Origin of the sequence: Pseudomonas fluorescens, assembly GCF_004683905.1 — a bacterium.
Classification (GTDB): Bacteria; Pseudomonadota; Gammaproteobacteria; order Pseudomonadales; family Pseudomonadaceae; genus Aquipseudomonas; species Aquipseudomonas putida_A.
Map to the genome: position 1 here is coordinate 5,176,222 of NZ_CP038438.1, position 22,081 is coordinate 5,198,302.

Annotated in this window: 21 protein-coding genes; 5 read left to right on the top strand and 16 right to left on the bottom strand. The window is 60.4% G+C overall.

The window, feature by feature from the left end:
• The first annotated feature begins 6 nt into the window (after window positions 1-6).
• Genes E4T63_RS23875 through E4T63_RS23885 form a run of 3 tightly spaced genes read left to right on the top strand, consistent with a single transcriptional unit; the run spans window position 7 to window position 3,162 of the window.
• Window positions 7-240, top strand: a complete 234-nt coding sequence (locus E4T63_RS23875; RefSeq protein WP_045122641.1) for a PP0621 family protein — start codon at window positions 7-9, stop codon at window positions 238-240.
• Window positions 230-1,819 carry a sensor histidine kinase gene (locus E4T63_RS23880; protein ID WP_135296951.1) on the top strand — a complete coding sequence of 530 codons (1,590 nt, stop codon included), beginning with the start codon at window positions 230-232 and terminating at the stop codon, window positions 1,817-1,819. The genes E4T63_RS23875 and E4T63_RS23880 overlap by 11 nt, the downstream gene beginning before the upstream one ends.
• Window positions 1,816-3,162 carry a sigma-54-dependent transcriptional regulator gene (locus tag E4T63_RS23885; RefSeq protein WP_134787358.1) on the top strand — a complete coding sequence of 449 codons (1,347 nt, stop codon included), beginning with the start codon at window positions 1,816-1,818 and terminating at the stop codon, window positions 3,160-3,162. Before E4T63_RS23880 ends, E4T63_RS23885 begins: the two co-directional genes overlap by 4 nt.
• Window positions 3,163-3,293: 131 nt before the next feature.
• On the opposite strand, the gene thiO is transcribed toward E4T63_RS23885, so the two are convergent.
• The 7 genes from thiO to E4T63_RS23920 are packed head-to-tail and all read right to left on the bottom strand — an operon-like array spanning window position 3,294 to window position 10,061.
• Window positions 3,294-4,394: a glycine oxidase ThiO gene (thiO, locus tag E4T63_RS23890; RefSeq protein ID WP_135296587.1), complete on the bottom strand. Its 1,101-nt coding sequence runs from the start codon at window positions 4,392-4,394 to the stop codon at window positions 3,294-3,296.
• 59 nt (window positions 4,395-4,453) lie between these two features.
• Complete coding sequence (locus E4T63_RS23895) at window positions 4,454-4,855, bottom strand: type IV pilin protein (RefSeq protein ID WP_135296588.1); 402 nt, start codon at window positions 4,853-4,855, stop codon at window positions 4,454-4,456.
• Between the two features lie 15 nt (window positions 4,856-4,870).
• The gene (locus tag E4T63_RS23900) at window positions 4,871-7,954 is read right to left on the bottom strand and encodes a pilus assembly protein (protein WP_135296589.1); all 3,084 of its coding nucleotides are present in this window, start codon (window positions 7,952-7,954) and stop codon (window positions 4,871-4,873) included.
• A complete protein-coding gene (locus E4T63_RS23905; protein ID WP_134787361.1) occupies window positions 7,941-8,420 on the bottom strand; it encodes a pilus assembly PilX family protein in 480 nt (159 codons plus the stop codon). Before E4T63_RS23905 ends, E4T63_RS23900 begins: the two co-directional genes overlap by 14 nt.
• 11 nt (window positions 8,421-8,431) lie before the next feature.
• Complete coding sequence (locus E4T63_RS23910) at window positions 8,432-9,145, bottom strand: PilW family protein (protein WP_135296590.1); 714 nt, start codon at window positions 9,143-9,145, stop codon at window positions 8,432-8,434.
• Entirely contained in the window at window positions 9,142-9,591 is a 450-nt protein-coding gene (gene pilV, locus E4T63_RS23915) for a type IV pilus modification protein PilV (protein WP_134787363.1), read from the bottom strand. Before pilV ends, E4T63_RS23910 begins: the two co-directional genes overlap by 4 nt.
• Window positions 9,588-10,061, bottom strand: coding sequence for a GspH/FimT family pseudopilin (locus tag E4T63_RS23920; RefSeq protein ID WP_135296591.1), 474 nt, complete (start codon window positions 10,059-10,061; stop codon window positions 9,588-9,590). The genes pilV and E4T63_RS23920 overlap by 4 nt, the downstream gene beginning before the upstream one ends.
• A 131-nt stretch (window positions 10,062-10,192) precedes the next feature.
• Between E4T63_RS23920 and E4T63_RS23925 the strand changes: the two genes are divergently transcribed.
• Complete coding sequence (locus tag E4T63_RS23925; RefSeq protein WP_135296592.1) at window positions 10,193-10,762, top strand: GspH/FimT family pseudopilin; 570 nt, start codon at window positions 10,193-10,195, stop codon at window positions 10,760-10,762.
• Here the strand turns inward: E4T63_RS23925 and ispH are convergent.
• From ispH to murJ, 6 genes are all read right to left on the bottom strand, one after another.
• Window positions 10,719-11,663, bottom strand: a complete 945-nt coding sequence (ispH, locus tag E4T63_RS23930) for a 4-hydroxy-3-methylbut-2-enyl diphosphate reductase (RefSeq protein ID WP_003228337.1) — start codon at window positions 11,661-11,663, stop codon at window positions 10,719-10,721. The two genes, E4T63_RS23925 and ispH, sit on opposite strands and share 44 nt — an antisense overlap.
• A gap of 188 nt (window positions 11,664-11,851) precedes the next feature.
• Entirely contained in the window at window positions 11,852-12,289 is a 438-nt protein-coding gene (gene fkpB, locus E4T63_RS23940; RefSeq protein ID WP_177325639.1) for an FKBP-type peptidyl-prolyl cis-trans isomerase, read from the bottom strand.
• Window positions 12,290-12,296: 7 nt separating this feature from the next.
• On the bottom strand, window positions 12,297-12,809 hold the full coding sequence (lspA, locus tag E4T63_RS23945; protein ID WP_007963824.1) for a signal peptidase II: 513 nt from the start codon (window positions 12,807-12,809) through the stop codon (window positions 12,297-12,299).
• Window positions 12,802-15,633, bottom strand: coding sequence for an isoleucine--tRNA ligase (gene ileS / locus E4T63_RS23950; RefSeq protein ID WP_135296593.1), 2,832 nt, complete (start codon window positions 15,631-15,633; stop codon window positions 12,802-12,804). The genes lspA and ileS overlap by 8 nt, the downstream gene beginning before the upstream one ends.
• A 13-nt stretch (window positions 15,634-15,646) precedes the next feature.
• A complete protein-coding gene (gene ribF / locus E4T63_RS23955) occupies window positions 15,647-16,585 on the bottom strand; it encodes a bifunctional riboflavin kinase/FAD synthetase (protein WP_003228347.1) in 939 nt (312 codons plus the stop codon).
• Window positions 16,586-16,714: 129 nt separating this feature from the next.
• Window positions 16,715-18,253, bottom strand: a complete 1,539-nt coding sequence (murJ, locus tag E4T63_RS23960) for a murein biosynthesis integral membrane protein MurJ (RefSeq protein WP_135296594.1) — start codon at window positions 18,251-18,253, stop codon at window positions 16,715-16,717.
• 252 nt (window positions 18,254-18,505) lie between these two features.
• Here murJ and rpsT point away from each other — a divergent pair, with 252 nt between their 5' ends.
• Window positions 18,506-18,778, top strand: coding sequence for a 30S ribosomal protein S20 (rpsT, locus tag E4T63_RS23965; RefSeq protein WP_003228351.1), 273 nt, complete (start codon window positions 18,506-18,508; stop codon window positions 18,776-18,778).
• Window positions 18,779-18,961: 183 nt separating this feature from the next.
• On the opposite strand, the gene E4T63_RS23970 is transcribed toward rpsT, so the two are convergent.
• From E4T63_RS23970 to cgtA, 3 genes are all read right to left on the bottom strand, one after another.
• The gene (locus E4T63_RS23970) at window positions 18,962-19,429 is read right to left on the bottom strand and encodes a CreA family protein (protein WP_003228353.1); all 468 of its coding nucleotides are present in this window, start codon (window positions 19,427-19,429) and stop codon (window positions 18,962-18,964) included.
• Between the two features lie 11 nt (window positions 19,430-19,440).
• Window positions 19,441-20,559, bottom strand: a complete 1,119-nt coding sequence (proB, locus tag E4T63_RS23975) for a glutamate 5-kinase (protein ID WP_027612826.1) — start codon at window positions 20,557-20,559, stop codon at window positions 19,441-19,443.
• 137 nt (window positions 20,560-20,696) lie between these two features.
• Window positions 20,697-21,920, bottom strand: coding sequence for an Obg family GTPase CgtA (gene cgtA / locus E4T63_RS23980; RefSeq protein WP_003228358.1), 1,224 nt, complete (start codon window positions 21,918-21,920; stop codon window positions 20,697-20,699).
• Window positions 21,921-22,081 lie beyond the last annotated feature (161 nt).

Here is a 22,081-nt window from a genome sequence, read left to right on the forward strand (position 1 = left end):
CCCATCATGCTTCGTTTACTGTTCTGGATTGTCCTGATTTTCGCTGCGGTATGGCTGTGGCGCAAATTCAAGGCGCCCTCCGCGTCTGCCCAATCGCCCCGCGAGCAAGACGCCGCGCCGATGGTGCGTTGCGCTCACTGCGGCGTGCACCTGCCGCGCGATCGCGCGCTGAACCTTCAGCAACAATGGTATTGCAGCCAGGCTCACCTTGAGCAAGGCCCAGGCACCAGTGATCGCTGAGGCCGCCAACGCCGACCGTAAACAGGCGCAGCGCCTGCTGCGCCTCTATCATCTCTACCGTTTAAGCGTCGGCATCACCCTGGTGCTGCTGATCTCCAGCAACATGGACAACCGCCTGCTGACGTCAGCCGACGACGATCTGCTGCGCAGCGGCAGTTGGTTGTATCTGGTGCTGAACATTCTGCTGGTGGTGTTCCTGGAGAACACCCGCCGCCCGGCGCAGTTGTTCACCCTGGCCTTGGTCGATGTGCTGTTGCTGTGCAGTCTGTTCTACGCGGCGGGCGGCGTGGCCAGCGCCATCGGCAACCTGCTGATTGTCTCGGTGGCGATCGCCAACACCCTGCTGCGCCGGCGCATCGGCCTGCTGATTGCCGCCATCGGCGCACTCGGCATAGTCGGCTCCAGCTTTCTGCTGGGCTTCAGTCACCCCCTGAGCGCCAATGACTATCTGCAAGCCGGGACCCTCGGCGCTTTGTGTTTTGCCGCATCGTTGCTGGTCCAGGGCCTGATCCGGCGTCTGGAAGTCAGCGAAAATCTCGCCGAACAGCGTGCCAGCGAAGTCACCAGTCTTGAAGCCCTCAACGCCCTGATTCTGCAACGCATGCGCACCGGCATCCTGGTACTCGACGAACAGCGCCGGGTACAGCTGGCCAATCACAGCGCGAAAAATCTGTTGGCCCAGTCGCATCTTGAAGGGCATTTGATCAGCGACTACTCGCCGGCATTAGTCGAGCGTCTGCAGCTGTGGCTGAGCAACCCGACCCTGCGCCCGCAGAGTCTGAAGATCCCCGGCAACGGCCTGGAACTGCAACCCAGCTTCATCGCCCTCGACCAGAGTCCCAACCAGCAAACCCTGGTGTTCCTCGAAGATCTGGCGCAAATCGCTCAGCAAGCCCAGCAGCTCAAACTCGCCGCACTGGGGCGTCTGACTGCCGGCATCTCCCATGAAATCCGCAATCCACTGGGCGCCATCAGTCATGCCGCGCAGCTATTGGCGGAGTCCGAGGAACTCGATAGCGCCGATCGGCGTCTGACGCAGATCATTCAAGACCACTCCCGCCGCATGAACCGAGTCATCGAAAACGTCCTGCAACTGTCGCGCCGCCAGCAAAGCGCTCCGCAACGGCTGGATCTCAAACCGTGGCTGGAACACTTTGTTGCCGAGAGCCGCGAGCAGGCGAGCGAGCGCCAGTCGATTCATTTGCGGATCAATTCCGGGGACTTCATCACGTTGATGGATCCCGACCAGCTCACGCAGATTCTCGACAATCTGTTACGCAACGGCTGGCGGCACAGCGTTCTGCTGCACCAGCAGGCCGAAGTCTGGCTGGCGCTGTTCGTCGACCCCGACAGCCAGCTGGCGGTGCTCGAAGTACAGGACAACGGCCCCGGTGTGCCGTCCGATCAGCAGGCGCATCTGTTCGAACCGTTCTTCACCACCAGCAGCCAAGGCACCGGCCTTGGGCTTTATCTGTCCCGTGAGCTGTGCGAAAGCAACCAGGCGCGCCTAGACTTCAAACCACGCCAAGGCGGCGGCTGCTTTCGCATCACCTTTGCTCACGGACGGAAACAAAGTTGAACACGAGCCCACGGCAAAAAATCCTCATCGTCGACGACGAACCGGATATCCGCGAACTCCTGGAAATCACCCTGGGACGGATGAAACTCGACACCTTCAGTGCTCGCAACCTCGGCGAAGCCCAGGCACTGTTGCAGCGCAATGCGTTCGACCTGTGCCTGACCGACATGCGCCTGCCCGACGGCACGGGGCTGGACCTGGTGCAGCACATCCAGCAACGTCATCCACAACTGCCGGTGGCGATGATCACCGCCTATGGCAGCCTGGAAACCGCGATCAATGCGCTGAAGGCCGGCGCCTTCGACTTCCTCACCAAGCCGGTTGATCTCACGCGCCTGCGCGAACTGGTCAGCACCGCACTGCGCATGCCAGCGGCGGGGGGCGTCGCATCGTCGATAGATCGGCGCCTGCTCGGCGACTCGCAGCCCATGCGCGACCTTCGCAAACAGATCGACAAACTGGCGCGCAGTCAGGCACCGGTCTACATCAGCGGCGAATCGGGCAGCGGCAAAGAGCTGGTCGCGCGGTTGATCCACGAACAAGGGCCGCGCGCGCAACAGCCGTTTGTACCCGTCAACTGCGGGGCGATCCCTTCAGAGCTGATGGAGAGCGAATTTTTTGGCCATCGCAAAGGCAGCTTTACCGGCGCGGTGGACGACAAACCGGGGCTGTTTCAGGCCGCGCACGGCGGCACCCTGTTTCTCGATGAAGTGGCGGATCTGCCGCTGTCGATGCAAGTCAAGCTGCTGCGGGCGATTCAGGAAAAAGCCGTGCGCAGCGTCGGCGGCCAGCAAGAAACCGTGGTCGATGTGCGCATTCTGTGCGCCACACACAAAGACCTGGAAGCGGAAGTCGCCGCCGGGCGCTTTCGCCAGGACCTGTATTACCGCTTGAATGTGATCGAACTGCGCGTGCCATCCCTGCGCGAACGGCGCGACGACATCGAAGTGCTGGCCACGCACATGCTCCAGCGTCTGGCCAGCAACAGTGGCCAGCCGGCAGCCCAATTGCACCCGCAAGCGCTTGAAGCACTGAAGCGTTATCGTTTTCCCGGAAATGTGCGAGAACTGGAGAATGTCCTCGAACGCGCGCACACTCTGTGCGAAAACCAGGTGATCGAGGCTGCGGATTTGCGCTTGAGCGAAGGCAATTGCGCAGTCGAGGACGGCATTGCCGACCTGACGCAGATCGACAACCTTGAAGATTATCTGGAGAACGTCGAGCGCAAACTGATCCTGCAGGCGCTGGAGGAAACGCGCTGGAATCGTACGGCGGCGGCGCAGCGGTTGAGTTTGTCGTTTCGCTCGATGCGCTACAGGCTGAAGAAACTCGGTCTGGATTGAGGCCCCTTCGCGAGCAAGCCCGCTCCCACAGTAGATCTCGGTTGTTCACACAATTTGTGTTCACCGCAGATCCAATGTGGGAGCGGGCTTGCTCGCGAAAGCGCTCTGCCAGCCACCATAGAAATATCTGACTAAATGCGACCTTCAGGCGCATACGGCGCCGGATCAATAATCGGCGCACGCCCCAGCATCACATCGGCAAACAACTGACACGACGCCGGCGCCAGCACCAGGCCATTGCGGTAATGCCCGCAGTTCAGCCACAAACCCTCAAACCCCGGCACCCGTCCGATATACGGAATCCCCTCCGGCGAGCCTGGGCGCAAACCGGCCCAGTGCCCCACCACTTCGGCCTCCGCCAGCGCCGGCAGCAGCTCGACCGCCGAAGCCTTGAGGCTCTGCAACGCGACATCGGTCGGCGTCTTGTCGTAGCCTTCGTGCTCCAGCGTACTGCCGATCAGAATGTGCCCGTCGCGACGCGGAATCGCATAACGCCCCTTGGCCAGCACCATGCTCGGCAGGAAATCCGCTGCGCACTTGTAGAGAATCATCTGGCCCTTGACCGGCTCCACCGGCAGCGTCAGGTCCAGCGTCTTGAGCAGATCACCGCTCCATGCCCCGGCCGTCAGCACCACCTGATCGCCACTGATCACGCCTTTGGACGTCTCGACGCCAACCACCCGCTCGCCTTCGCGAACAAACCCGCTGACTTCGCATTGCTCGTGAATCGTCACGTTCGGCAGCGCCAGCAAAGCGGCTTTCAATGATTTGACCAGACGCGGGTTTCGCACATTGGCCACATCAGCCATGTAGATCGCCCGGGAGAACCCGCCGCCCAACACCGGCACCGCGTCGTGCGCCGCCGAGATATCCACAGCCCGCAGCGGACGGTTTTCCTGCTCGGCCCAAGCCAGCGCCTCGGCTTCATCCTCCAGATCCAGCCAATACAGGCCGGTGGTGTGCACTTCAGGATCAACCCCGGTATCGGCAAACAGCCGCTCGCCCAGCTGTGGATAAAAATCCTGCGACCAATGCGCCAGCGCGGTGACTGCCGGGCTATAGCGCCACGGGTACAGCGGTGAAACGATACCGCCGCCGGCCCAGGACGATTCCTGGCCGACGTTCGAGCGATCCAGCAGCACCACGCTGCGCACTTCGGAGGCGAGGTTGTAGGCGGTCAGCAGGCCAATCACCCCGCCACCGACAATCACCACTTGCTGTTGCCTGGTCATGTTTGATCCAACCGTAAAAAAGACAGTGGGCGCAAAAAATGCGCCCTTAAGAAGGTACCTCAGCGGCCCCAGCAATCCTTGGTGGTCAGCCCGGTGGTTGCGTTGTTCATACTTCTGACGCCGGTGTTGGTCAGGGTGAAATCCCCGCACTTGTCGGTGGCCATGGTCGTGCCGGCCTTGCGGGTGGCCGTCAGCAGGAAGGTCTGATCAGCGATCGTCGGGGTGATGGTGTAGAAATCATTGCCCGTGCTCAGACCGGTGATGCCGGTGTAGACGTTGTTTTTGGTATAGAAGCGTTCGAGGCTCTGCGCCTGCTCCGAGAGCAGCGACACCACTTCGGCGCGCCGGCCCTTTTTCAGGTATTCGGTGTAGCTCGGTGCGGCGATGGTGATGATGATCCCGATGATCGCAATCACGATCATGATTTCGATCAGGGTGAAACCTCGGTTGAATCTGCGCATGCCTCAAACTCTCACTTACTGTATTTGTCGCCACATGATACGCCGGCTGCCGCCGCCGGATTTTTCCACCAGTGTGGTGACAGTGCCACTGGAATCGTTGACGATCTTGCGCGTCGCGCCATTGACGATGGCGTTCAGGGTCGGAATCCCGCCGGTAAACACCACGCCGCTGGAAATCGTGTCGTTGCTGTCGACCACGCCATCGGCGTTGGTGTCGAGCACCGCGTAGTTGAGCATCTTACCGCTGAACGCATCGAGTTCGACCAGTTTGCCGGTGCCGAAACTGGCACACGGGTCGGTGGTGTCGACACTGGCGGTGGTAAACACGATGCGTCCAAGCACCAGACTGGCCTGATTGATCACCCGCTCGCCGGTCAGCACGTTGTTGTACACCAACGGCAGGTACCAGCCCTTCTCCCCCGGATAGGTCGTGTCGTTCTGGCTGGTGGTGATGAACTGCCCGGTGCTGCCGGAGAACACCCCGGTCACTGCTTGCGCCTGCAGGCTGCTGACCGTCAGTTGCCCGGAACCACCGTCGGCATCCCACACCGAATAAAACGCCTGCAAATCCTTGTTGGTCTTGTCGGCGGTCTCGTTGAATTTGCCGGTGCCGACAAAGATCTGTTTGCCCCCCAGCGAATTGTCCGCCAGCAGCGGCTGCGCGGTGATCGGTTGAGTCGCCCCGCCCGCCGTAGTGAACAGTGGTTTGCCGGAAAACGCCACGCCCCAACTGTCGGTCGATGTCGCGCTCAGATCGAATTTCCACAATCGCCCTTTCAGATCACCGCCATAAGCGGCCTGCACCACGTTCGACGAATTGACCTTGAGCTTCACCGACGACAAACCATTGGTGGTTTCAGTGCTGTCGATCACGATCTTCTTGATCAACGAACCGTCACGCACATCCAGCACATACAAAGCCGCCACTCCGGAGTTGCTGCCATAACCATTGGCAATGAACGCCGCCCAACGACCATCGGCCAAGCGTGCCACTTCCGGCCGGGCATAGGCGTAACCCAGATCATTGAATGCGTTGGCGGTGTTAGCCGTGGCAGGTGCACTGACTTCCCACAGGGCATTGAGCACATTGCCCGCCGACGCGTCGAACAGTTGCAGCGCATAGAAAGTCTTGCCGCCAGCACCGGTGCCGCCGATGGCCAGGGTTTTCCAGGCGCTGTTGATTTGCGCGTCATACACACCGACCTGACCGTCCACCAGAAACTTGTGGCTGACGCCATTGATGTACGCCGGGTCGGCAATCAGCCGCAGCGACGGCAACACGCTGGACGGCATGTAGGCATAACGCCGGGTGCCGTTGGCCGAGTTGATCACGTTGACGAAACCGTCGTTGGCATTCACCACCAGACTTGAATTCATGTTCGCCGATTTGGTGGTCAGATACGTGGTGTAGGTGGTGTCACCCGAGAGGTCGGAGGCGGTTTTATCGCTGGGCGAGGCCAGCACCAGCGGTGAGTTGATGACGTCGCCAAGCAACACGCTGCGCACTTTCAGCCCGGTCTTGTTGGTGCCCTTGCTCCACTCCACCAGATCGCTGCCGCTGATACCGGTGGGCAGGCTCTGGCTGAGCGTCGTCTGTTGGGCCGCGGAAAAGTTGCCATAGGCCAGAGTCACGGCGGCATTGCTGCTGGTGTTCCACGATTGATAGGTCGGTGCGGTCGCGCCCGGCACGATGGTGGTATCGGTGGTCCACAACGCTGCCGAGGTGTTCACCGCGCCAGCCGAAGTGAAGCCAAAGGATTTGATCGTGCCGCGCCAGTCCTTGGGGTCGTAACTGGTCTGGAAATAACTGGTGCCACTGGCCAGCGTGGTGCCGCTGGTGACACCGCTGCCGCCGGAGCCGGCCTTGGAAGTGATGTCGCTCAAGGCCGAGGACAGCGCGGTGTTGAGGCCGGTGCTGTCGGTGGCCTGGTAATACTTGCCCTGCCCATAGGCAGCGGCGTCGGAAAGCATGTCGTTGTCGGCGGTAAAGCCGACGGTGTAGGTGTTCATGTTCTGCTTGGGAAAATCCGCCGAACTCCAGCTCTTGCCCGCCGCATCGACGCCGGTCGAACGCATGTCGATGTCGTAGGCGAACTTGGCGATGTCATCCAGATACAGCGTGTCGCCTTCATTGTCTCCATTGAGGTTGTTGCCGTCATTGTTGATGCCGTCCCAGTTCGGCAAGCGACTTCCGCCCAACGGGTCATTGGTGGGAAACGTGCGGTCATACGTCGGAAGGCCGTCGGTGATCACTACGCCATAGTTCTTCTGGCAGCGGTACTGGATCGGACTGGTGTAAGTGGTGGGTGTGCTGTTGTAGTACGGCGTCATGCCGCGCATGTACCGGGTGATTTCGTAATAGGTTTCCGCCAATGGCGTGTTGGCCACGGCCCCCAAACCACCGATCGCCGAAATCAACGCATTGTAGTTGGCGTCGGCCTGCGCCTGGGTCACGCTGCCGGAGACCGGCGACAGATCACTGATGGAACGAGCGATGTATCCTCCGTTCCCGGGGTTGTTGCTGGTCACCGGGTTGAAGGTCGACAGGCCCATGCGCAAGTTACGGTTGCTGGTGACCAGTGCGGTGGACACGTTGCGCGCGACGTTGATCCGATAGTCGTTGGGAATCGCCCCGGTGGTGAAGTCGCGCGTGCCGTTGTTGATCGCCAGCCCGACCACATAGGCGATGTAATCCCCCGTGTAGCGAGTATTGCCGCCGCCCACCGGATCAGGCAGTTTCAGGCACAACGGCGCGACGCTGTTGTTGTAGAAGGCGAAGGCGCCGCCGGAGCAACCGGAGGTCGGCAGGTTCGAGAGAAACACCGGATCGCCAGTGATCGCCGTCGAACTCAGGCACAGCCCGAGCAACGCATTACATTGCCGGGCCGGTGTACGCGTGACGTCGGGGTCGAATCCTGCCGCGTAAATGATGCTGTTCATGCTGCCGGAATCATCGATCAGCAACATCACGTTGGGCGGCACCGCCGCAGCACTCAACAGTGGCGAATCGGACGGCGTGAACGCATACGCCGGCGCCGCCAGATACAAGCTCAGCAGCATCCCCGCCAACAACGTCCGGCAGCGCTCAATACTTCGCATAGACACTCTCCACCACACTGCGCGAAGTACCAGCAATGCCGACAGCGGTCACTCGGTACAGGGTCGCCGACGTGTTGCTCGGCACGTTGACCGCCGTCAGGGTGGTGCCAATGTTCTGCACCCCATAAAAGCCATTACCGGCAGCGATCCATGTGACCCCGGAAGTCGAATTGAGCCCCGCCGCACTGACCACCGAAGACTCTGCCGGCGGTGCACACTGTGTAGTGCTGGCACACACCGCCAGCGAATAACTGTCGAGCTGCACCGCACTCTCGCCGATACGCAACGCCGCCTCGGCGGTCTGGAACGACTGATTGCGCAGGCTGACGCTGCCGGCCATTTTTTCCTGCAGGTTGGCGCTCTGCATCGAGGACAGCCCGATCAAGGTCAGCAGCAACAGAAACACCAGACTGACCAGCAACACCATGCCACGCTGGTTTTGCCGCTGGTCGAAAGTCATCCTCATCGGCCCGGCCCTCATTGCAAGCGGTTGCGCAAAGCGGCAACCACGTTGAAGGTTTGATTGGCCACCCGGTTGTTCGGGTCAGTGAGGGTCAGGCTCAGTCGCACACTGCGGATGCGCGCCGGATCGCTAGGGTTGGCACTGTAGGAGGACGCCGCGACGTCAGTGGCGGACGTCGCCAGACCGAACATCACAGTGAAGGCGCTGACGTTGTTCACCAACACCTGTTGGGTCGGCGTGCCGCTGCCGGTGCCCATGAGAATCTGGTTGTTGCTGAAGCTGTAGATCAAGCGGCGGATCGGAAAAGCGATCTGCCCGCTCGCTGCCGCCCGCAACCCGGTATAGGCCGTGGCGCTGTTGCGGCAATCGGAGACCACCGTCCAGGTCGGCGTGCCACCACTGCCGCCGACATCAGCGGTAACCAGAGTCAGCTTGAGGTTGCTGTTGTCCCAACTGATCGGGGTGATCTGCGCCGCGGTGAAATCCCCTGCCGAGCTCGCATCAGTAATCGTGCCCAGACAGCCGAACATGCCGACCATGCGCAGTTCCTGAATCATCTTGCTCAGGACAAAACGTGCGTCTTCCTGCATCGCAGCGGCGGTGTTCTGGCTGACGTAAGTGTTTTTGGCTGCAAGGAACGTCTGCACCACCCCCAGTACGATGATCAGCCCAAGCGCTAGCGCGATGAGCATTTCGATCAGGCCGAACCCCCGCTGATCATGCTTCATGGCGTGGCCACCGGATCGACCGTGGCGCGACTGGTCAGAACGAAGCTGCGGGTGGTACCGGTGGCATTCGCCGCCCGTGAGTCATTCCAGTTGATGGTGATGGTGTACACCCGTTGATTGAGGGTGATCGTGCCCGTGGCGGTCGGCCCGCCGAAATTGACGATGTTAGTGGTGAAATCGTAGAGATCCTGATCGCGGGCGACGCTGAGGTTGCCGGCGGTCGGCGGCGTGACCGTGTAATCGGCAGCGGAATTGGCGCGGATGCGGTCCATCATGTCGTAGGCGATGAAGCTGGCCTGACTGGTCATTCGCGAACTGTCAGTGTACTTCAGCGCATTTACTTGAACGGCAGCCGCGCCCAATATCCCGACGGTCAGAATCAGCAACGCGACCAGCACTTCGATCAGCGACATGCCCTCCTGTGCCTGTGTGCTCCCTGCCCTCATCCGCAACTTCCACCCAATTGAATTCGTCCGTTCAGACACACGTTCAGCGTCCTGCTTTGCGTTCCCAGTACGTAACTGATGACCACCGCTGTCGACGGCGCCGCCAAGCCACCCAGATTATTGAAATCCAGTGCGGTCACTCCTGAGGGTAGCGTCAGAGTCGCGCCGCTGCTCATCGCTGGAACAACCCGTAATACATTGGCCGGAGTGCCAGTACTGTCGTAGACCGACAATTCGCCGGTCCACACGCTGCCGCCGGCGCTCGGGCGCAAGCGTGTGGTCACGCCGCGATCAATCGCCTCCAGCCGCGCGTAGTTGATGGCGCGCTGCAGGTCGCCCATTTCGGTGTCGGCCTTGCTGCTCTGGATCGAGCGGGTGAAGCCCGGCACCGCCAGGGTGATGAGGATCACCATCACCGCTACCGCAGCCAACAACTCGGGCAGCGTGAAACCTTTTGTACGATGATCCATCGATGCCCTCCGTTGCCGTCGGCTATACCTGCTTCTACAAACTAGAACATTCAACCGGCCCGCGTCGGTTGATTTGCCCTGCCCGGCGAAAAGGATCGCGCCGGGCTTCATGCTCCACGGAGGGAGTTGTCATGCCGCAACAGGGTTTCAGCCTGATTGAATTGCTTATGGGACTGGCGATTGGCGCAATTGTTCTGTCGCTGGTCAGCCCGGCGTTCGCCACCTTCACCGAGTCGACCCATCGCGACCAAGCGGCGCAGTCGCTGCTCGACGGAATTCGCAACGCCCGCACCCTGGCCATCACCCGCAACCAGAGCGTGGTAATCCATGGCATCAACGGCGACTGGAGTCAGGGCTGGCGGATCATTCTGGATATCAGCGGCAAGGGGTCGCTGGACAGCAGCAACCCGCTGCTGGTGGAGCATACGAGTGACGGGCGGACACCGATTGTCGGTAATTGGGCGGTCAGTCGTTACGTGCGCTTCAGCAGTCTTGGACAACCGCTGATGCCCGGGCGGGCATTTCAGGCAGGGACATTACATATCTGTTCGGCACGCGAGCCGGTCAGCCAGCGCCAGGTGGTGCTGGCGGCAACCGGCCGGGTGCGCCTGACCAGCGCAAAGGCTGAGCAGGCGCTGTGCCTGAAGGCGAAGAGCGTCAGATCGAACGGACGCGCAGCTCTTTCGGCATCGAGAAGGTGATGTTCTCTTCGCGACCGGCCAGTTCATCGGCACCGGTCGCGCCCCAGGCTTGCAACTGCTGGATCACGCCGCGAACCAGCACTTCCGGTGCGGAGGCACCAGCGGTGATGCCTATGCGCTCGACACCCTCGAACCAGCTCTTCTGCAGGTCTTCGGCGCCGTCGATCAGGTAGGCCGGCGTGGCCATGCGTTCGGCCAGCTCACGCAGGCGGTTGGAGTTGGAGCTGTTCGGGCTGCCCACCACCAACACCACATCGCATTCGTCGGCCAGTTGCTTGACCGCGTCCTGACGGTTTTGCGTGGCGTAGCAGATGTCGTCCTTGCGCGGACCACCGATGGCCGGGAAACGTGTGCGCAGGGCATCGATCACCCGACTGGTGTCGTCCATCGACAGGGTGGTCTGGGTCACGAACGCCAGTTTTTCCGGGTTCCGTACTTGCAGTTCGGCTACGTCTTTCTCGTCTTCGACGAGGTAGATCGCGCCGCCGTTACTGCCGTCGTACTGGCCCATGGTGCCTTCGACTTCCGGGTGACCGGCGTGGCCGATCAGGATGCACTCACGGCCGTCGCGGCTGTATTTCGCGACTTCAATGTGCACCTTGGTCACCAGCGGGCAAGTGGCGTCGAATACCTTCAGGCCACGGCCGGCGGCTTCGCTGCGTACGGCTTGAGAAACGCCGTGAGCACTGAAGATTACGATGACGTCGTCCGGCACCTGATCCAGCTCCTCGACGAAGATCGCGCCACGGCTGCGCAGGTCTTCAACGACGAACTTGTTGTGCACCACTTCATGACGCACGTAGATCGGCGGCCCGAAGACTTCCAGGGCGCGGTTGACGATTTCGATCGCCCGGTCCACGCCGGCGCAGAAGCCACGGGGGTTGGCGAGTTTGATTTGCATGCTGTGCCTCGTGTCTTGCGCGCGAAATAAATTTACGTCCTGCTGATCGAGCACATTGCTCAAATCCAGCAAAAATCCAATGTGGGAGCGGGCTTGCTCGCGAAAGCAGTGTGTCAGACAACTTCTATGTTGAATGTCAGTCAGCATTCGCGAGCAAGCCCGCTCCCACCATTGTTCTGCGGTGTCACTCAGATCGCTTTGACGTTGATGATCTCGACGTCAAAGGTCAGCGTCTTGCCGGCCAGCGGGTGGTTGAAGTCGATGGTCACTTGCGCGTCATCGAACTCTTTCACCACACCCGGCAGCTCAGTATTGGCCGCATCATTGAAGATCACCAGCAAACCCGGCGACAACTCCATGTCGACGAACTGCGAACGCGGGATGATCTGTACGTTTTGCGGATTCGGCTGGCCGAAAGCGTTTTCCGGCTCGACGGTCAGCGTACGCTTGTCGCCGGCCTTGAAGCCGAACAATGCCGCTTCGAATCCCGGCAGCAGATTGCCGTCGCCGACCTTGAAGGTCGCCGGAGCCTTGTCGAACGTGCTGTCGACCGTGTCGCCGTTCTCCAGGCGCAATGCAAAGTGCAAAGTGACTTCCGTGTTCTGGCCGATGCGTTGCTCAGCCAATACCTGTTCAGTCATGAACGGCTTCTCCGGTTTTCTTACTTTTGAACATGTCCAGTGCCAGCATCACCGCACCGACGGTGATGGCGCTGTCGGCGAAGTTGAACGCCGGGAAGTACCAGCGGTTCTGCCAGTGCACCAGAATGAAGTCGATCACATGGCCCAGGGCAATGCGGTCATACAGATTGCCCAGCGCGCCGCCCAGCACCAGCGCCAAAGCGACAGCCAGCCAGGTATCGTTGCGCCCCAGACGCTTGAGCCAGACCACCAGCACCGCACTGACCACGATCGCGATCAGGGCGAACAGCCAGCGCTGCCAGCCGGAGCTGTCGGCCAGGAAGCTGAACGCCGCGCCGGTGTTGTAGGCCAGGGTCCAGCTGAAGTAATCGGGAATGATCACGATCTGCTGGAACATTTCGAGCTTGCCTTCGAAGTAGAACTTGCTGGCCTGGTCGATGACCAGAACCAGCAAACTCAACCAGAGCCAGCTCAACCGTCCGAAACGGCCAACGGCGTTAGGCATAGTGACGAACCTCGCCGGCGCCGCTGATGTTGTCGACGCAACGACCGCAGATTTCCGGATGCTCCGGGTTCACGCCAACGTCTTCGCGGCAGTGCCAGCAACGGGCGCATTTCGGGAAGGCCGATTTTACGATCTTCAGTTTCAGGCCGCTGACTTCGGTGGCTACCGCGTCCGCAGGTGCCTGAACGAAAGGTGCCACGCTGGCAGTCGAGGTGATCAGGACAAAGCGCAGCTCGTTGCTCAGCTTGGCCAGGTCGGCGCTCAGCGCCTCTTCGGCGAACAGCGTCACTTCGGCTTGCAGGTTGCCACCGACGGCTTTGGCCGCACGCTGGATTTCCATCTCTTTGTTGACCGCCACCTTCACTTCCATGATGCGATCCCAGTAGGCGCGACCCAGCTCGAAGCCTTCCGGCAGCTCGGTCAGACCTTCGTACCAGGTGTTGAGCATCACCGATTCGTTGCGCTCGCCCGGCAGGTACTGCCACAGCTCGTCGGCGGTGAACGCGAGGATCGGTGCGATCCAGCGCACCAGCGCTTCGGAGATGTGGAACAGCGCGGTCTGGCACGAGCGACGTGCCTTGCTGTCGGCGCCGGTGGTGTACTGGCGGTCCTTGATGATGTCGAGGTAGAAACCACCCAGCTCCTGCACGCAGAAGTTGTGGATCTTCGAGTAAACGTTCCAGAAACGGTATTCGCCGTAGTGCTCTTGCAGTTCGCGTTGCAGCAGCAAAGTACGGTCCACCGCCCAGCGATCCAGTGCGAGCATGTCTTCAGCCGGCAGCAGGTCGGTGGCCGGGTTGAAACCGGTCAGGTTGGAAAGCAGGAAACGCGCGGTGTTACGGATGCGACGATAGGCGTCCGCGCTGCGTTGCAGGATCTGCTCGGACACGGCCATTTCGCCGGAGTAGTCGGTCGACGCGACCCACAGACGCATGATGTCGGCGCCCAGAGTGTCGTTGACTTTCTGCGGCGCGATCACGTTGCCCAGCGACTTGGACATCTTGCGGCCGGACTCGTCGACGGTGAAGCCGTGGGTCAGCAGCTCGCGGTACGGCGCGTGGTTGTCGATGGCGCAACCGGTCAACAGCGACGAGTGGAACCAGCCGCGGTGCTGGTCGGAACCTTCCAGGTACAGGTCGGCGCGCGGGCCGGTTTCGTGACCCATCGGGTGCGAACCGCGCAGCACGTGCCAGTGGGTGGTGCCCGAGTCGAACCACACGTCGAGGGTATCGCTGATCTTGTCGTACAGCGGCGCTTCGTCGCCCAGCAGTTCAGCGGCGTCGAGCTTGAACCAGGCTTCGATGCCTTCGACTTCAACGCGCTTGGCGACTTCTTCCATCAGCTCGACGGTGCGTGGGTGCAGTTCGCCGCTTTCCTTGTTGAGGAAGAACGGGATCGGCACGCCCCAGTTACGCTGACGGGAGATGCACCAGTCCGGACGGTTGGCGATCATCGAGTGCAGGCGCGCCTGGCCCCAGGCCGGAACGAACTTGGTGTCTTCGATGGCTTTGAGCGAGCGCACGCGCAGGGTGTCGCCGCTGACCGGCTCTTTGTCCATGCCGATGAACCACTGCGCGGTGGCGCGGTAGATCAGCGGGGTCTTGTGGCGCCAGCAGTGCATGTAGCTGTGTTCGATGACGGTGGTGTGCAGCAGCGCACCGACTTCGGTGAGTTTTTCGACGATGGCCGGGTTGGCCTTCCAGATGAACTGGCCGCCAAAGAACTCCAGCGACGGCACGTACACGCCGTTGCTTTGTACCGGATTGAGGATGTCATCGTTGACCATGCCGTACTTCTTGCAGGTCACGAAGTCGTCCACACCGTAGGCCGGGGCGGAGTGAACCACACCGGTGCCGGCGCCCAGTTCGACGTAGTCGGCCAGATAGACTGGCGACAGGCGGTCGTAGAACGGGTGACGGAAGTTGATCAGTTCCAGCTCTTTACCGGTGCTGGTCGCGATGACCGAGCCTTCAACGCCGTAACGCGACAGGCAGGATTCAACCAGCTCTTCAGCCAGAACCAGCAGCTTGTCGCCGATATCGACCAAGGCGTAGTTGAATTCCGGGTGCACGTTCAGTGCCTGGTTGGCCGGGATGGTCCACGGGGTGGTGGTCCAGATCACGATCGAGGCAGGCTTGCTCAGCGATGGCAGACCGAACGCGGCGGCCAGTTTGGCTTCGTCGGCGATCGGGAAAGCCACGTCGATGGTCGAGGACTTCTTGTTCTCGTACTCGACTTCGGCTTCGGCCAGCGCCGAACCGCAGTCGAAGCACCAGTTCACCGGCTTCAGGCCCTTGAACACGAAACCGCCCTTGACGATTTCGGCGAGAGCGCGGATTTCACCGGCCTCGTTCTTGAAGTTCATGGTCTTGTACGGGTTGGCGAAGTCGCCCAGCACGCCGAGGCGGATGAACTCGGTCTTCTGTCCTTCGATCTGCTCGGTGGCGTAGGCACGGCACAGCTCACGGGTCTTGTCCGCGCCCAGGTTCTTGCCGTGGGTCACTTCAACCTTGTGCTCGATCGGCAGGCCGTGGCAGTCCCAGCCCGGAACATACGGCGCGTCGAAACCCGACAGGGTCTTCGAGCGGATGATCATGTCCTTGAGAATCTTGTTCAGTGCGTGACCGATGTGGATCGTGCCGTTGGCGTACGGAGGGCCGTCGTGCAGGACGAACTTCGGACGATCCTTGCCAATCTCGCGCAACTTTCCGTACAGGCCAATACTGTCCCAGCGCTGCAGGATCTGCGGTTCGCGCTGTGGCAGGCCGGCCTTCATTGGGAAGGCGGTGTCCGGAAGGTTTAGCGTGGCTTTATAGTCGGTCATTTAAGGCTCTTCATTAGCGATGGGCGCTAGGTGCGGCTAGTGCACGGGCGGCGGCGACATCCGCGTTGATCGCCGTTTTCAGTGCCTCCAGGGAGGCGAAACGCTGCTCTTCACGCAGCTTTTGGTGGAAAACCACCGTCAGACGCCGGTCATACAGATCGCCGGCAAAATCCAGTAGATGAACTTCAAGGTGGGCTTTGCCATCACCTTGGACCGTAGGCCGCACGCCAATATTGGCGACGCCGGGCCAGGTCTTGCCGTCGATGTCCACATCTACCAGGTAAACCCCGGTGAACGGTACGCGACGGCGCTTGAGTTGAATGTTGGCAGTGGGCGTACCCAGTTGCCGGGCCAGTTTCTGACCGTGCAGCACGCGACCGGCGATCCGGTACGGGCGGCCGAGCAGGCGTTCGGCCAAGGCAAAATCGGCGGCGGCCAACGCGTTGCGCACCTGAGTGCTGCTGACGCGAATGCCGTCCAGCTCGACGGTTTGCGCGGCTTCCACGGTAAAACCGTGAACCTGGCCGGCCTGCAGCAGAAAATCGAAATCGCCAAGGCGATCGCAGCCGAAGCGGAAATCGTCGCCGACTTCCAGATGCTGCACGCCGAGGCCGTCCACCAGGATGGTATCGACGAACTCACTGGCGCTGAGCTTGCTCAGGCGCTGATTGAAAGCCAGGCACAACACCCGGTCGACGCCTTCGGCGGCCAGCAGCTGCAGCTTGTCACGCAAGCGGGCCAGACGCGCCGGAGCGGTCTCCGGGGCAAAGAATTCCCGTGGCTGCGGCTCGAAAATCACCACGCAGCTGGGTACGCCCAACTCGAGCGCACGCTCACGCAGCCGGGCCAGGATAGCCTGGTGACCACGGTGAACACCGTCAAAGTTGCCAATAGTGGCGACGCAGCCCCGATGCTGGGGGCGCAAGTTGTGGAGGCCTCGAACCAGCTGCATAACGCGCTTCTTGCTCATAAAGTGGTCGATTATAACCACACCCGACGGTCGACGACAGGCAACACCGTAACGCAAAGTGATCGAGCCGACAAAACTGCCGGCCCGCGCCCGTTTATAAAGGCTGAAACCTCAGCTCAAAGCCTTGCGATTGAAGTCGCGCAGACGGAAACCGAGCAGCAGCAACATACCGAAATATGCCACCACACCGGCAACTACCAATGCCCCCAGACGCAGGAAGCGCTCCAGCATGTGCCCCTGATCCCAGGCCGGCATGAAATGCATGCCCAGTAGTAATACCGCCGACATGACCGCTACCGCCACTACCAGTTTGAAGCCGAACATGTACCAGCCCGGTTGCGGCTGATACATCTTTTGCTTGCGCAGTTGATAGAACAGCAGCCCGGCATTGAGGCAGGCACCGGCACTGATCGCCAGCGCCAGACCGGCGTGAGCCAGCGGCCCGATCAACACCAGGTTGAACAGTTGAGTGACGATCAGGGTGAAGATTGCGATTTTTACCGGGGTGCGGATGTTCTGTTGCGCGTAAAAGCCCGGCGCCAGCACTTTGATCACGATAATTCCGAGCAGACCGACAGAATAGGCAATCAGCGCACGCTGGGTCATGGACGCATCAAACGCGCTGAACTGGCCGTACTGGAACAGTGACACGGTCAGCGGCTCGGCAAGAATCCCCAGCGCCAGCGCACACGGCAACACCAACACGAAGCATAGGCGCAGGCCCCAATCGAGGATCCGCGAGTATTCGTGGCGATCCTTGCTCGCATAAGTCTTGGCCAGCGTCGGCAGCAAAATCGTGCCCAACGCTACGCCGAGCACGCCGGACGGCAATTCCATCAAACGGTCGGCGTAATACATCCACGACACCGAACCGGCCACCAGGAACGAGGCGAAAATGGTGTTGATGATCAGCGAAATCTGGCTGACCGAGACACCGATGATCGCCGGCAGCATTTGCTTCATCACTCGCCAGACGCCGGTATCGCGCAGATTCAGACGCGGCAGCACCAGCATGCCGATTTTTTTCAAGTGCGGCAGTTGATAGAGCAACTGCGCCAGACCACCGACCAGTACCGCCCAGCCGAGAGCCATGACTGGTGGATCGAAATACGGCGTGAGAAACAGCGAAAACACAATCATGCTGACGTTGAGCAGGGTCGGCACGAACGCTGGCACCGAAAAGCGGTTCCAGGTGTTGAGAATCGCCCCGGCCAGCGAGGACAGGGAGATCAGCAATATATAGGGGAATGTCACCCGCAACAGGTCGGAGGTGAGCTGGAATTTTTCCGGCGTATCGGCAAACCCCGGCGCCGTGGCCCAGATCACCCACGGTGCGGCGATCATCCCCAGCGCAGTGACCAGCGCCAGCACCAACGTCAGCAGGCCCGATACATAAGCAATGAAGGTGCGGGTCGCTTCTTCGCCCTTCTGACTTTTGTATTCAGCCAGAATCGGCACGAAGGCCTGCGAAAACGCACCCTCGGCGAAAATTCGCCGCAGCAGATTGGGCAGTTTGAAGGCAATGAAGAAGGCGTCCGTCGCCATGCCGGCGCCGAATGTGCGTGCGATGAGCGTGTCACGGACGAACCCCAGAATCCGGGAAAGCATCGTGATAGAGCTGACAGCGGCCAACGATTTGAGCAGATTCATTAAGGAAATGTGTGCCTGTCGATAAACAGCAGGCGAACAATGCGCCTACTTGTGCGATACTCCGCGCCGCAACAGCACAGAGCCAAAGCTCGCGAGTTTACAGGTCAAGCGCCGGAAATAAATATCCCGCCTCTTCATACCTACCACTTAGCGGAACGTTTCAAGCGCCCTTGACAAGACTTCTCTTCATCGGCATGATTCGCGGCCTATTTTGTTTGCTATTTCCTAAAAAGTCTTTCGAGGAGCTCGACGGTGGCCAACTCACCTTCCGCCAAAAAACGTGCAAAACAGGCTGAGAAGCGTCGCAGCCACAACGCCAGCCTGCGTTCCATGGTTCGTACCTACATCAAGAATGTAGTTAAGGCCATCGACGCAAAAGACGCTGAAAAAGCTCAAGCTGCATACGTTCTGGCTGTGCCAGTTATCGACCGTATGGCCGATAAAGGCATCATCCACAAGAACAAGGCTGCTCGTCATAAGAGCCGTCTGAATGGCCACGTCAAGGCACTGAAAGAAGCTGCTTAATCGACGTAGTCATTAAAAAACCGACCTTAGGGTCGGTTTTTTATTGCCTGCGATTTGGTGAATCCCGCACATAAAAAAGTGGGAGCGGGCTTGCTCGCGAATGCAATCTGTCAGCCGACATTTCTAGCGACTGACACGACCTATTCGCGAGCAAGCCCGCTCCCACATTGTGGATTTGCGGTGTTATTGCTGAACAGGAACCCACGGCACGATCGGAATCGCCGTCACCGCATTCTGCGGGCTACCTTCGATCACGCGATCGCTGTAGACAAGGTACACCAGCGTATTGCGCTTCTTGTCGAGGAAACGCACTACCTGCATGGTTTTGAATACCAGCGACGTGCGCTCCTTGAACACCTCATCACCATCCTTCAGTTCGCCCTTGAACTTGATCGGACCGACCTGACGACAGGCGATCGACGCCTCGGCGCGATCCTCGGCCAGACCCAGACCACCCTTCACCCCTCCCGTCTTGGCGCGAGACAGGTAGCAGGTCACACCGTCGACCTTCGGATCATCGAAAGCCTCGACCACAATCCGGTCGTTCGGGCCGACGAACTTGAACACCGTCGACACCTGACCGATTTCCTCGGCCGAGGCCAGCAATGGCAACGCCATCAGCAGACCCAACAATCCTTTTGCCATGCGCATCGCGTTTTTCCTTAGACCAGAATCAGGTTGTCACGGTGAACCAGTTCCGGCTCAGCCATGTAGCCCAGCACGCCGACAATTGCATCCGACGACTGACCAATGATTTTTTGCGCTTCAAGCGCACTGTAGTTGGCCAGACCGCGAGCAATCTCGCGACCGTCCGGCGCCACGCAGACCACCATCTCGCCACGGCGGAAGCTGCCTTGGACCAATTTGACGCCGACCGGCAACAGACTCTTGTTGCCCTGGGACAATGCCGACACCGCACCCTCGTCAAGCACCAGCGTGCCGCGCGTCTGCAGATGCCCGGCCAGCCACTGCTTGCGCGCCGCCAGCATGCCGCGCTCAGGCGACAGCAGCGTACCGATGCGCTCGCCAGCCTTCAGGCGATCAAGCACTCGCTCCAGGCGACCACCGACGATGATCGTATGCGCTCCAGACCGCGCCGCCAGCCGCGCCGCACGCAGCTTGGTCTGCATGCCGCCACGCCCCAGCGCACCGCCGGTACCGCCCGCCACTGCATCCAGGGTCGGATCATCGGCGCGCGCTTCGTAAATCAGCTGCGCATCGGGGTTGTTGCGCGGATCGGCGTCGAACATGCCGTCGCGATCGGTGAGGATCACCAGCAGATCGGCCTCGACCAGATTGGCCACCAGCGCCGCCAGCGTATCGTTGTCGCCGAAACGGATTTCGTCGGTGACCACGGTGTCGTTTTCGTTGATCACCGGGATGACTTTCAGCTCGACCAGGGCACGCAGGGTGCTGCGGGCGTTGAGGTAGCGCTTGCGGTCGGACAAGTCATCGTGAGTCAGGAGAATCTGCGCGGTGTGCCGGCCATGCTCGGCAAAGCTCGACTCCCAGGCCTGCACCAAGCCCATCTGGCCGATTGCAGCAGCGGCCTGGAGCTCGTGCATCGCACTGGGTCGTGCGGTCCAGCCCAGACGACTCATGCCGGCAGCCACCGCCCCGGAGGACACCAGCACCAACTCGACACCTGCCTCATGCAGGGCGACCATTTGCTCGACCCAGACACTCATTGCCGCACGATCCAGCCCTTTGCCATCAGCTGTCAGCAAAGCGCTGCCGATCTTCACGACCCAACGCTGCGCACCTGTCACTTTGCTCCGCATCATCTTCAACCTTAGCTTGAGGACAGCGCGACCCAGCGCTGCCCGTGACGTTAATCGTGGCTATTGGTGACCAACGATCGATTTCCAGATACTAAAACGCCGCTCGATTGAGCGGCGCTTAAGTTTACTGCAACGAATCAGTCGCGCACGTAAATGATTTCCGGACCGTCTTCATCATCCACATCTTCTTCGTCCCAGTCATCGTCGCCGATGTCGTGGACCGACTTCACGCCGCTGCGACGCAGGGCACGCTTGTCATCCAGCGCCTGCAACTGTGCACGGGCTTCGTCTTCGATGCGCTGATCGAGATCGGCCAGCTCTTCCTTGTACGCCGGGTCGTTAGCCAGGCGATCGGCACGATCTTCCAGATAACGCATGATGTCGCGGGTCAGGCGCTCGGTGCCTTCTTTGGCGATGGCCGAGATCACGTAGACAGGACCTTCCCACTGCAGGCGATCAACGATTTCCTTGACGCGCTCTTCATGCTCTTCTTCAAGGATCTGGTCGCACTTGTTCAGCACCAGCCAGCGATCACGCTCGGCCAGCGACGGACTGAATTTGACCAGTTCGTTGACGATCACTTCAGCCGCGTCCGGTGCGCTGGTGTCATCCAGCGGCGCCATGTCGACGAGGTGCAGCAACAGACGCGTACGCGCCAGGTGCTTGAGGAAGCGAATACCCAGGCCGGCACCGTCGGAAGCGCCCTCGATCAGACCCGGAATGTCGGCGATGACGAAGCTTTTCCAGCGGTCAACGCTGACCACACCCAGGTTCGGCACCAGCGTGGTGAACGGGTAGTCGGCGACTTTCGGCTTGGCGGCCGACACCGAACGGATAAAGGTACTTTTACCGGCATTCGGCAAGCCCAGCAGACCAACGTCAGCCAGCACTTTCATTTCCAGTTTCAGATCGCGCTGCTCACCCGGCTTGCCCGGAGTGGTCTGGCGCGGCGCACGGTTGGTACTGGATTTGAAACGGGTGTTACCCAGACCGTGCCAACCGCCCTGCACTACCATCAGTTTCTGGCCGGCCTTGGTCAGGTCGCCAATCACTTCCTGGGTGGCCGAGTCGATCACGGTGGTACCGACCGGCACGCGCAGGATCAGGTCTTCACCCTTCTTGCCGGTGCAATCGGTGCTGCCGCCGTTGGAGCCACGCTCGGCATCGAAGTGCCGGGTGTAACGGTAGTCGACCAGGGTGTTGAGGTTTTCGTCGGCCATCATGTAGATGGAACCACCGTCACCGCCATCACCGCCGTTCGGGCCGCCGTTTTCAATGAATTTTTCCCGACGGAAACTCATGCAGCCATTGCCGCCGTCGCCAGCTTTTACGCGGATCGATACTTCGTCTACAAACTTCATAACTCAACGCCTCTCGCCATACGGACGAGCCGAAAAACAATCAAGACATAAGACTCTTGCAAAAATGAGCGCAGCGACCCCAAAACACGACCTGCATCGCACGCCGACAGCCCATACAAACAGTTTTGCAAGAGACTCACCCCACAAACGAAAAAGCCCCG